Consider the following 11855-nt stretch of genomic DNA (forward strand, 5'->3'; position numbering starts at 1 on the left):
AAAACTGATTGATCATGACCCGTAATATATTCACGTTTATCCGTCATATGAACAGGTTGCCGTTGTATTTATTGATCCTGTTCACCGTGTTTTGTTTTGCCTGTTCCAAAGATGACAGCGGTAGCGGAGCACCTCCTGTAGTAACAGGTGTCAGCTTGCTGGATGCCAGCAAGACTGACAGTACATTTACCGGTACACTACCCGGTACCTTAATCCTGATCACAGGACAAAACCTTGATGGCATCGTTAAAATAGCTTTTAACGGACAGTCAGCGTACTTTAATCCGACTTACAATACCAGTACGCACCTGATTGTCACTATCCCGGATAATGCGCCTACAGAGGCAACAGATCCGGATGTACCCAATACCATCCACATTATCACTAATCATGGTGAAACCAGTTATTCATTTACGCTAGAGATTCCTCCTCCATCGATCGCCGCCATATCGAATGAAAATGCGCTGGCAGGAGATTCCCTTATCATCTATGGTTCCAGTTTATGGCTGATTGATAAGATCGTGTTCCCTGGAGGTAGAGAAGTGACCGATTTTATCGCAGACGATGCAGGTACGAGGATAGGGATGATCATGCCAGCGCTGGGGGATGATACCGGCAGATTGCTCATACAGGCCAAATATGGTAACGCGGTATCAGATGGTCCGCTGAATGATCACCAGAGTGGAAATGTGATCAGTAATCTGACGGCTGACGGGGAGACAGGTGAGAAGGCTGTTTTCAACTGGGCCTGGTGGGGGGCTAACAGAACGACGGATGCAAATTTGTTCCCGGGTACGCGGGGCGGTTATCTACAGAATATTTTTGGTGGAGTGGGCGCCGGTGATGGCGCGTGGTGGAATGGCAACCGTTCGGGTAACTTCAATGACGTACCGATGTTCACTGCCGCTATCATGACAGAGCAGGCTGCTAACTATGCATTGAAATTTGAGATCAGCACAAAAGAGCCGTGGACAGCAGGTGTAAATGTGTTGCGTTTCGGAGATAATTATGCCTATCGCTATATGCCATGGTCAGGTGCAGCAGGTGCAAAGTTTGAAACGAAAGGAGCATGGCAGACAGTAACTGTTCCTTTGTCTGCTTTCAAAACAGTGGCAGATGGTAAAGAAGGAACCGGCGCAGGTGCCCAGACAATGGGAGATCTGTTGAAAGCCGGTGGTGTCGTTGCCTTTGGATATCGTTTCATTACAGAAGATGCACCTGTAGATGTCTACAATGCTGCATATGACAATTTCAGGATAGTGAAGATCAGATAGAAATATCAATGACAGGTCCGCAGTAGTTGTATTACGGACCTGTTATGGCAAAAACTTATTAATACGTATTTAAGAATGAAGCGCATATTGGTCCTGTTTTTTTTATGTTCGGAAATATTGTTGTGCACGGCCTGCAACAAAAACAGCGGTGAACAGTACGAGGAAGAAGAGACGGATACCTCCGGTACTACGGTGATAGTACCTGAAGATCCGGTACTGGCTGCCAGTATAGGTTTCTTTATGTCGTCATGGGCGCCAAAGACTTTTAAGGCAGGTCCTTTTACTGAGTCGGCACTGCCAGCTGCTGCGCCATATATTGTCACAGTAGATGCATCGACGATCACCACAAAGATCTCTCCGGCGCTATTCGGGAATAACAGTAATCCCTATATGAGCCAGATGGTGAATCAGCCAAAACTGATGGGACATCTGACTAACCTGCATCCGGGTATTATCCGTTTTCCCGGAGGAAATATCAGCAGTGTTTATTTTTGGAACGGACAGGTGGGTGTACCGCCTGCGGATGCGCCTGCGCAACTGACCGATGCTGATGGTAATAAGATAGATCCCGGATATTGGTATGGTAACAATACGGCAGACTGGACACTATCTGTGAATAACTATTACAACATGTTACAGCAGACCGGCAACGAAGGGATGATTACGGTAAATTATGGCTACGCCAGATATAGTACTGCTGCGAATCCGGTAGCTGCCGCAGCACATCTCGCAGCGGATTGGGTACGATATGATAACGGACGCACAAGATACTGGGAGATTGGTAATGAAAGTAATGGTACATGGCAGGCTGGTTACAGAATAGATGTGACACAGAATAAAGATGCACAGCCACAGGTGATCAGCGGCGAATTATACGGACGTCATTATAAGATATTTGCTGACTCCATGCGGAAGGCAGCAGCAGAAACAGGGAGGACAATCTACATCGGCGCCCAGTTGCTGGAGCATGAGCCGGCAATCTGGGCAACCGATACGGATAAGAAGTGGAATGCAGGTGTGTTACAACAGGTAGGTGCTTCAGCAGATTTTTATATTGTACACAGTTATTTCACGCCTTACAATACGAATTCAAATCCGCAGGAAATACTGGCATCTGCTGCAACCGTTACGAAAGCGATCTATAATCATGTCAATGGCTCTTTTGCTGCGAATAGTGTAGCCGCAAAACCGATCGCTCTGACGGAGTGGAATATATTTGCGGTAGGGTCCCAGCAGATGGTATCACAGGTGGCAGGTATGCATGCCGTGATGGTATGGGGAGAATTGATCAGTAATAAATTTGGTATGTCCAGTCGCTGGGATCTGGCAAATGCATGGGAGAATGGGAATGATCACGGATTATTCAGTCAGGGCGAATCGCTTTCAGGTGAAACAAAATGGACACCAAGACCCGCGTTTTATTATCAATATTTCTTTCAGAAATTTCTGGGTGACAGAGGCATTAAGGCGATTGTATCAGATAGTAATTCGAGTATCAGTGCCTACGCTTCCACATTCAGTTCAGGAGAAATAGGATTGACACTGGTGAACAGAGCTAATATGACACGTAATGTGACAGTGAACTTTAAGAACTTTCAGACCGGCGCGCGTTTTTACTGGTATGTGCTGACCGGCGGAGAAGGTGTAACCGGTTTTTCCCGGAAAGTATTTGTAAACGGAGCTGGTCCGACAGGTGTATCCGGCGGTCCGGATAATTACGCTGGACTGACTCCTTATGGAGCTGCTGCAACAGGGGGGGTAAAGGTATCTTTACCACCAATGGGAGTGGTGAATATGGTGATAGAAAAGAAATAGAGTTATATTTGAGAAATCAATAATATAACTCCTGTGCCATGAATTGGATAAAAAATGTGAACATATTTATCCTGAGCACTTTAGGTGCGTTTTTAGCTGTCGGTTGTATTTCCCATGCAAACAGTTCTCCTCCGACCGATAGTATAGCGACTGACAGTGCCGCATCGGGCATTGACAGTATTATTGCGACAACAGCCATTATAGAGGAGCCAGACTCTATGCAGAGGGAAATGTATATTATTGACGGATTAATCGCATTGATCTCTGAGCCGGCATTACATCTTACAAATGCCAGTCTGCCGCCGGCAGGTAGCGGAGATACCCTGAATGCGACGCTTTACCATGATAATGGGAATCCGGTTGAAATGACGTATACACTTTTTGAAGATGGCGGTGCTGCTGCGGGTATAGGTAATATGTATTTCTTTGAAGACTATCCGATCGTCAGTGAGCTGGCATATGGAGATACACATATCTACAATGTGCTCAGACGGGATGGCAGTTATTTTTCTTTCAACAGAAGCGGACAGGGTCATTTCAGGTTGATAAATGTGCCGGAGGGAGCGGAAGATGCAAAGATGGGGCATCTGATCCGCGAGGCAGCTGATCTGTTACAATTATATCCGCGGAATAAGATCCGGTTTAATGTGCCTGCGGTCATTTTAAAAGGAGATCTGCAATTGCTGACAGTGGCAGATGTACCGATGTTTGAAGCGGCTGATTCTACTTTACCACCGATCCTTATGATCCCTGAAAAATCAGTGCTGGGATTTATGGGTGCCAATATGCAACAAGTAGTAACAGATGGGAAGAAATGGATCTGGTATGAGGTGATGTACAATGGCGTGCGTGGATGGATCAATGGTCATCCTGCATTTGTACAGGAGCGGACGGACGAAGTTTTTTAGTTGGTTGTGTATATAAAATAAAAGCCTTTCAGTGTAGTGCTGAAAGGCTTTTTAATTTGATTAGAAGTCAACATCATCAGCGATATTGCCGCCATTTTCATCGGCAAATTTTCTCGCGTATTCCTGTCTTTTCGCATCCATATAGTTTACGTATTCCAGGGTTTCTTCTGTTGTCTGAGACGATTGCTGCTGCATCCACTGCATAGCTACTTCCTGAAAGTCGCCAAGAGAGATACCGTAGTTGGTCTGAATCCATCGTGCACCGTCCATACCAGCTTCATATGCGGCAGTACGCGCACCACACAGTTCTTCGTAGAAATAACGGTCAGTAGCCAGTCTTTGCAGATTAGCTGCATTACCTGCGCCAGCTGCAGGTTGCAGATGACCTAATTTCGGGTGTTCACCAGCCTGCGCGAAGTAAGTACCCATCTGCGTGATCACAATGAAGTCGGAATCTTCCTGCATACGCTGTGTCCATCCCTGGCTTGCGTCTTCCCATACCGGAATTTCTACTCCGAGAGCAGCACAGATCGTATCAACACCAATACCGTTTGCCAGTTTTGCGTTGGCAGCGGAATAATCGAATAAGCTGATACCGTGAATAGGTTCGAAAAGGGGGTTGTTCTGACTCATGGTTCTGTTGTTTTTTATATTTTACTAAAGGTTTACGCTACGTTTACTATCATATTGCTTGTAGTTATTCTGAAGCGATATGAAGAATTTTTCATGATGTTCTTTCAGGTCGGGGAGCAGGGCATTCAGTTCATCGAATATGTTTCTGTAATATTTATCCAGTTGCGCCGGTATTTCGTTTTCTGCTTCCACACGTTGCTTATTCAATGCGAGCAGTTGTGCATACAGCGGTCCACTTTTAGATTGCAGTTCCTGAAAGCTCATCTTCAGTTGCAGGGTATGCATTTGTTGATAGAGGTCTTCTTCTTCCGCTCTTTTCTGCTCGTGTGCATCCATGAAATGTTTGCTGCGCTGTTCTGCCAGTTTGCGGGCGTTTTGTTCGAGGTCGCGGGCAATGACGCCGGGCTCGAATATATTCTGTGTATTACAGGACGGGCATGCAACATAGGCACTGTGATAGTAGACCTGTGTTATCTGCAGATTGTCTCCACATTGTGTACAATGAATGGATTTACATTGCTGCAGGTATTGATTGACCATATCCCGGAAGATGGGTTCATAGTCTTTCCTTTCTACCTGTTCGGTAGCGGCATCTACCCGGTGTTGCAGCTGGTCTTCCCACGTATTGGCTTTATCAGCGCACCGGTGACGCCAATCGTGTACCAGTCGATAGGCATCAGTACCGACAGGTAATGTATCCGTATAACGGCTGAAAGTAGGCTCTATCTGTGTCTCCAGTACTTCTCTTACTTTCTCCCGCATATTGGTGGCTTGTCCTTTCATGCCGGAAGCGAAGCGGTAATAGGCTTGTCCGAAACGGTCATCAGTCGCCATGATAGCAGGTGCTTCAGCGATGAAACCTTCGATCAGGATGTCTACCCGATCATTCAGTTTTGTGAGGAAATTGTCCAGCCTTGATTCGAGGGCTGCCAGTTCACTTTGAATGGCTTCGGTTTGGAGTTTGTCTTCTTTTGATTGTCCGCGGTTAAATAAACCCATAACTAAATTGTAGAATTATCAGATCCTTTTATATAGTGTCCGTCGCTGAGCGTTGTTATGATGAAGGTATGTCCGCAGTAGGCGCAGTGTGTCAGTCCGTCCTGTTGAGCGCGTCCGGCGCCGCAATTGGGGCAGGTGGAAGTGTTGGTGCCGGCGTTGAAATCTTCGGCTTTTCCACTGTAAGGTTCTTGTGATACGGCGCGCTGCTTCATACGTTCTATGAACGACAGCTTTTTATTTTCATGCTCCATCCTCTTATAGTTTGGATAAGATGTCGGCTTTTTTGCTTTGTATTCTTCTGCATCGATCAGTCCATTATCATGCAGCGTTTTCAGCTGTTTTAATCTGGATTCAAGATCATCTGCGGGTTTTTGTTCCGTCTTCTGTGCATTCATAGCGCTCATCATATAGGCCATGGCGGCACCTTGCTGTGCAGCATCGTTTAATGCTGTTCCTGTTTGTCCGACAGCGTTAGCCTGATTGAATTTCAGATAAGCATCCATATCTTTCACCATGTTCATATTAGTCATGGTGTCAAAATGTTTGGCTACTTCATCAGGAAGGTTGACACTGCTGACAACAAACTCCGTTACCTCAATGCCAAAGGCGTCAAAATAAGGCTGAATAAGCGGTCTTATCTTATTGTTCAGTACAGTCAGATTGCCTGCAATATCGAGTACCTGAATGTTGGCAGCGGCTAATGCTTCACCGAATTTAGGTGCAATAAAATCTCTCAGTTTGTGTTGCAGATCCATTACAGATAACCATGGCAATGTGCCTGCATATTCCCGGAAGAACTTCGCCGTATCGGCAATGCGTACGTTGTAACTACCGAAGGCTCTTACACGGACCTGTCCGAACTGCGCGTCAGACAACATAATCGGAGCAGGGGTTCCCCATTTGAGGTTGACGAATTGTTTGGCAGAGAGATAATAGACATCTACTTTAAACGGTGCCTGAAAGCCGTATTTCCATCCTTTCAGTCTGGTTAACAGCGGAATGTTTTCTGTGCTCAGTGTATGCGTGCCGGCTTCAAATACATCAGCGAGTTTACCTTCACTTAACAGCAGTGCTTTTTCGGATTCACGTACAATCAGTTTTGCGCCGTTTTTAATGTCTGCATCCCGGTGAGGGAATTTCCACATGAGCAGATTTGGGTCTTTCTCGGTCCACTCAATGATTTCAATAAATGGTAAGTTCATGGTTTTCAGTTATAACTAATAAATGCTGGGGTGTCCGTTTATTAATTATGCTACAAAGATATATACATAACGGGCCGAAAGATATAACTGAAAATCGGGATTTTCTATATAAAAAATGTTAATACTGCTTTAAGTCTCTCCGGATAAAATCAACCCATTCATCCTGAGGTATTTTGCTCAAATCTTTTTCTGGTTGCAGACCAGTGGCATCGATGGGAGCGGTATCTGTCCAGCTGGATTTTGTATCTGGGATAACAAGGTAATATCCACTAAATGGAAGCGGTGTCGGTTGATGCATACCGACATAGTCCATCATACCCAGTGTAGCCGTGCCGTAGCGTTTTATCTTATTGCTTTGTTTGGACAGCTGGAAGAAGTATTCTGTTGAGCTTCCGCAGAGATCATCAAAAATAAGCGCTATCTGAGTGGGATAATGTATAACAATATCAAGTGGTATTGTAATGGAAGGAATGGGATAGAACGGTGTTATGGCAAGTGGCATTTCTTTGTATATATGCTGGTATTGCTGTACAAGGGACCTTGTATAATATTTTTTCAATTCGTCAGGAATAGGATTTTCCACCAAAGGTTTTATTTCGGCCAGTGCTCTTTGTGTGTTTTGTGGAGAAAGCCGCAGATAGTTATTCCCCTGATCTATCGGTTGGGTCATTAAATAGGGTAGCAGATAAGCCCATCCCGTGTTGCCACCACCGTTACTTCTGAGATCAACGATCAGGTATTTTGACTGACGGATAATGGAGTCATTGTCACTGATCAGTTTTTGAACAAGGTTATCTCTGTTGAAAGTGGGTAATTTCAGATAAGCAGTTTGCGGGTCTGCTTGTTTGAAGCTTAATCCAAAGTTATAATTCTTCCATGTGGATAACTCTGTTTTTTCTGCAGCATTCATTTCTTCCGGATAGACTTTGCCCCATAGTTCGGTATTCCAGAGTCGTAATAAACCACCTTGTTGTTGGGCGGGATAGTCCATCGTCATGTAATTATATTTTCTATAGGCATAACCACGGGTTGTTTTGGTGATGGTACAATAGACTAAGCCGGAAGGAATTTTCTTATCCTGACTGTTTATTACGATGCCTTCATAGTTGCCCTGAGCTGTTTGTCTGATTGCTATCTGCAGAGTGGAATCAGGATTCCGCCAGATGCCTTCAAGGGGGTGATGTTTTTTAGGCAGTGTTTTTCTGAAATGATCTTCATTGAATGTGGAGATATGCCACTGTGTGCTGTCCAGTGCATAGGAGAAATCGAAATGCCTGTCTTTGAACCATGATACATAGTCTTTAATGACTGCAAAACATTTAACAGGATCAGTGATCCCAGTTGCCCGTTTGTGCAGGGAGCTTACCATATTGTTATAACCTGTAGCCTTACTGCCACTGGTCTTTACAGGAAACCCGGCATAATTGGTACTTGTATGACTGATAACGGAATCGAGGTTACTGAGGCAGTTACAACTGATGCTTTGTGCTGATATATTGTATATAATAAAACAGGATACAATGAATATGGATATGCCTTTTTTCATAACGGGTTGTGGATTAGTATCTGTAGGTAAGATAAGGAGATGTTTGAATAATATCAAAGTTTTGCTTGTCCCATTACAAGGGCATTGTATCGCAATCAGGTCGTTATTGTTCCGGTTATGAACGGAATAATGCCGCTGTAATGGCGGATTAATAGCGATATAGTACGACATATGAGACAAGGCGCTGATTTTCCGTCCCCATATTTTGGCGTCCTGTGCACATGAAAATGCGTCCTGTGGACATTGGTCTGATCTGACCGGAAACAAGGGGTAATTTGCAGCTGAAATAAATAGCTACATGATGTTGATAATAAACAAAAGTATAATCAGCGGGCTGCTGCGCCGTATTGGTAAATCATTTTGGATGGCTGCGTGCGGCTGGTCGACCACCATTTTTACATGAAATATTTTGCTTTCGCCTTTGTCATTATCTGCGACAAGATGGAGGTACCATTCATTGTTTTTTATGGAAGCCAGACAGATGCCTTCCATCTTTTCACCTTTGAAAGCCGGATCTGTTTCCGACAGGTTAATAATACCATCAAGCGGTATATCTCCGATAGTTAGTTTTTGATTGAAATGGGTCACCCAGCCGATATAGCTGTCACCAATAGCACCGTCATCGTAGGTATTACCCGTAGCTTCACTTGACAACAGTACCAATAGCAGGTCTTCCTGTGCGACGTAGCATAATTCCGAGATACCGGCAAACCCCGGCAGTTTGAAGGGAATGTTGATTGTTGCAATGTCGATAGCTGCATTTTCCTGTTGTTGCCAGAAATCAGGTGTAGTGATGATCAGATGATTGACCGGGTTATTTTCATTGCCACGGTTGCTCAATATGAGATGCTTGCCGGCAAGGGTAGCGCCTTCAATAACAACTGGTCGTTATAGTAACTGATGGCTGAACCGGAAGGGTATTCGCTCAGCAGGAGGAATTTTAATAAAGTGATAATGGTTTTCAAGATGCGCTTATTTTCAACTAAGCTACAATGTTTCGGAGAATAATGGGCAGTCTGACTCATCTGTATCAGCGCATACTGCCGAACCGGTATGAGGATAGTGCATGGCATCGTTGTTGTGACTGACATGAGTATAAACTGATTTTACCCATTATGATTTATCGGACAAAAGTTATCAATGCGGCTGCTGTTTTGCTGATATTGACGTTGGTAGTGCTGATCCTTGTGTATGGCAAGCCATTCTTTGTACCCATTGCCTTTGCGGGTCTTTTAGCGATGTTATTATTGCCGGTCAGTAAGTGGTTGCACAAAAAGGTGTTCATAACGCTGTAGCTATTCTATTGTCTTTATTACTTTTTGTGGGTTTTCTGGCATTGGTGATTTTGTTTATCAGCTGGCAAATAGCTGATGTTGCAGAAAATGCGTCACAACTGGAGCAACAATTGATGGCAAAGTATCAGCAGTTGCGGCAGTGGTTAAGTACGGAGTATGGTATCAGTAAGGAGCAACAGGAGCAGATGTTAAAGGAACAGCAGGCTTCTTCTTCAGGGAAAGCAGGTGCAGCATTGACAGCGATCATTAGCGGATTTGGCGGCTTTCTGACAGACTTTTTACTGGTGTTGGTATATGTGTTCCTGTTTACCTTTTTCAGAGGACGTATAAGGGGATTTATTTGCGTCTGGTACCTCATAATGAGAAAGAAAAGACTATTGCCTGTATTCATAAAACTCAGGAACAGCACAGCAGTATCTGAAAGGATTATTGCTGATGATCATTTCCCTGTGGATCATGTATGCAATTGGTTTTTCGATCGTGGGCGTAAAGCATGCATTCTTTTTTGCCATCTTATGTGGTTTGCTGGAGATCATCCCATTTGTGGGTAATCTTACAGGTACAGCACTGACACTAATGATCATTGGTACAGGGTGGAGATATGACGTTGGTAGTGGGGATCTTAGTGACTTATGGATTAGTGCAGTTTATCCAGACATATTTGTTGGAACCACTGGTGGTTGGATCGGGTGTAGATCTCAATCCGATGGCGACAATAGTAGGTTTGGTAGCTGGTGAACTATTGTGGGGCATTCCGGGGATGGTGATGGCGATCCCTTTGATGGGCAGATGAAAGTATCTTGACCATATACCTGTGCTTCAGCCATACGGGTATCTGCTGGGACAGGAGAAGAAGGTAAAGAAGTAGAAGGGGCTCCCGTGACCAACGAAGCAGGTGGGGATATTTTCTTTACTTTTGATAAACACTAAATATCCAACCGTTCAGCGATGAAATTGACGCCTACATTCCTTGTGAGATGTTGCAGCCGTATATCAGAAATTTGTTGTTGCTGAGGCGGAAGAGGCGTCTGTGTACAAAGTTTTTCCTGATACCAGTCTGGTGATCGGTTTTCAATATAAAGGCCAATTATCGGCGATTACTGACAATGCAGCGATAGCTTTGTCAAAAGCGGGTATCACCGGATTGCAGGATGGGTATCGTCTTTTTAGGAACCGCCGGATATAGGGACGATATTGGTGTATTTTAAAGAAGCAGGGTTACCGGCTTTTTTTAAGGCACCGGTGCATGAGTTGTTCAGACAGTCAGTATCGCTGGATAATTTTGTGACACAGTCAGCGCTGGCAATATTGGAAGAGCACTGGCAATGGCAGGGCAGGACCTGCAGCGGATTAAGCTGGTAGAGCAGTTCTTTATAACGCGTTTTACAGCAGACGACTCCTGATCCGTTGGTAGCTGCCGCATTGAGGCTGATATACAGCTACAAGGGCAATATCCGGATTGCTGATCTGGCTAAAACATTACCACGAGTCCGAGTCCGCTTGAAAAGCGATTCCGCAAAGCAGTAGGTGCTTCCCCAAAAAAGTTTGCGTCGCTGGTACGCCTCAGAAATGCTATTCAGCAATATTCGCCGGATACTTCTCTCACAACATTAGGATATGATGCCGGATTCTTGACACACATTTTATCAGGAATTTAACGTTTCACAGGAGAGACACCAGATCAATTTTTTTCTTCGTCATCCTGATGCACCATTTTCCTGAAATAAACGGTTTTTTACAATTCCCCTGTTGATACAGAGGTAATTTGCTGCATAATCATTGACATATGTTCACATTACAGCAATTAAAGCGGCACACGCCAGAGTTAAGACAGGCGCAGATTTTCCACGCTATATACAGGAGATTAAAGCATTGGGGCTGAGACGATATGAATACTTTGTAACAGACGGTAACACTGTTTATTACGGTGATAACGGTCATCAGGTACAAAGCTTGCCGATCTATGAGGAGAAAGCGATCAATACCATGCTCTGCAATAGCTTTAAGACATACGATTACTATTCATCAACAGGGCAGACGGCTTTTCTTACTTTCTGTCAGCAGGCAGCGGATGCAGGTGTGGAAAAATGGGTGATCGATACAGAGCGGATGGTATGTACTTATCTGGATAGAAAGGGGGGAATACTGGTAGAAGACCCATTCCACAAGGTGATTATGCCTGA

At 44.5% G+C, this 11855-nt stretch carries 13 protein-coding genes; 6 read left to right on the forward strand and 7 right to left on the reverse strand.

What is annotated here, in order from left to right; genetic code table 11:
* Window positions 1–14: 14 nt before the first annotated feature.
* The 3 genes from FEF09_RS06370 to FEF09_RS06380 all read left to right on the forward strand — a co-directional run bounded on the left by FEF09_RS06370 (window position 15) and on the right by FEF09_RS06380 (window position 3997).
* Window positions 15–1274 (forward strand): glycan-binding surface protein, encoded by a 1260-nt coding sequence (locus FEF09_RS06370; protein WP_146304338.1) that lies wholly within the window; start codon window positions 15–17, stop codon window positions 1272–1274.
* A gap of 75 nt (window positions 1275–1349) precedes the next feature.
* Window positions 1350–3089, forward strand: a complete 1740-nt coding sequence (locus FEF09_RS06375; protein ID WP_146304339.1) for an alpha-L-arabinofuranosidase — start codon at window positions 1350–1352, stop codon at window positions 3087–3089.
* 38 nt (window positions 3090–3127) lie between these two features.
* Entirely contained in the window at window positions 3128–3997 is an 870-nt protein-coding gene (locus FEF09_RS06380; RefSeq protein ID WP_146304340.1) for a hypothetical protein, read from the forward strand.
* A 60-nt stretch (window positions 3998–4057) separates the two neighbouring features.
* Here the strand turns inward: FEF09_RS06380 and FEF09_RS06385 are convergent, their stop codons facing one another.
* The 7 genes from FEF09_RS06385 to FEF09_RS30625 all read right to left on the reverse strand — a co-directional run bounded on the left by FEF09_RS06385 (window position 4058) and on the right by FEF09_RS30625 (window position 9662).
* Window positions 4058–4630, reverse strand: coding sequence for a DUF6620 family protein (locus FEF09_RS06385; RefSeq protein ID WP_146304341.1), 573 nt, complete (start codon window positions 4628–4630; stop codon window positions 4058–4060).
* Window positions 4631–4654: 24 nt separating this feature from the next.
* Window positions 4655–5629, reverse strand: a complete 975-nt coding sequence (locus FEF09_RS06390; RefSeq protein ID WP_146304342.1) for a hypothetical protein — start codon at window positions 5627–5629, stop codon at window positions 4655–4657.
* Window positions 5630–5631: 2 nt separating this feature from the next.
* Window positions 5632–6831 carry an SPFH domain-containing protein gene (locus FEF09_RS06395; protein ID WP_146304343.1) on the reverse strand — a complete coding sequence of 400 codons (1200 nt, stop codon included), beginning with the start codon at window positions 6829–6831 and terminating at the stop codon, window positions 5632–5634.
* 118 nt (window positions 6832–6949) lie between these two features.
* On the reverse strand, window positions 6950–8377 hold the full coding sequence (locus FEF09_RS06400; protein WP_186774213.1) for a S41 family peptidase: 1428 nt from the start codon (window positions 8375–8377) through the stop codon (window positions 6950–6952).
* Between the two features lie 294 nt (window positions 8378–8671).
* Window positions 8672–9217, reverse strand: a complete 546-nt coding sequence (locus FEF09_RS06405; protein WP_146304345.1) for a DUF6910 family protein — start codon at window positions 9215–9217, stop codon at window positions 8672–8674.
* The gene (locus FEF09_RS32740; protein WP_261387358.1) at window positions 9214–9342 is read right to left on the reverse strand and encodes a hypothetical protein; all 129 of its coding nucleotides are present in this window, start codon (window positions 9340–9342) and stop codon (window positions 9214–9216) included. The genes FEF09_RS06405 and FEF09_RS32740 overlap by 4 nt, the downstream gene beginning before the upstream one ends.
* A gap of 155 nt (window positions 9343–9497) precedes the next feature.
* Entirely contained in the window at window positions 9498–9662 is a 165-nt protein-coding gene (locus FEF09_RS30625; protein WP_186774214.1) for a hypothetical protein, read from the reverse strand.
* Window positions 9663–9680: 18 nt separating this feature from the next.
* Here FEF09_RS30625 and FEF09_RS06410 point away from each other — a divergent pair, with 18 nt between their 5' ends.
* From FEF09_RS06410 to FEF09_RS06425, 3 genes are all read left to right on the forward strand, one after another.
* Entirely contained in the window at window positions 9681–10223 is a 543-nt protein-coding gene (locus tag FEF09_RS06410) for an AI-2E family transporter (protein ID WP_186774215.1), read from the forward strand.
* A gap of 50 nt (window positions 10224–10273) precedes the next feature.
* Window positions 10274–10465, forward strand: a complete 192-nt coding sequence (locus FEF09_RS06415; protein ID WP_261387362.1) for an AI-2E family transporter — start codon at window positions 10274–10276, stop codon at window positions 10463–10465.
* A gap of 986 nt (window positions 10466–11451) precedes the next feature.
* A partial coding sequence (locus FEF09_RS06425) for a DUF1398 domain-containing protein (protein ID WP_146304348.1) occupies window positions 11452–11855 on the forward strand: 404 nt, incomplete at its 3' end.

The organism is Chitinophaga pinensis (assembly GCF_007896845.1).
Lineage (GTDB): Bacteria > Bacteroidota > Bacteroidia > Chitinophagales > Chitinophagaceae > Chitinophaga > Chitinophaga pinensis_C.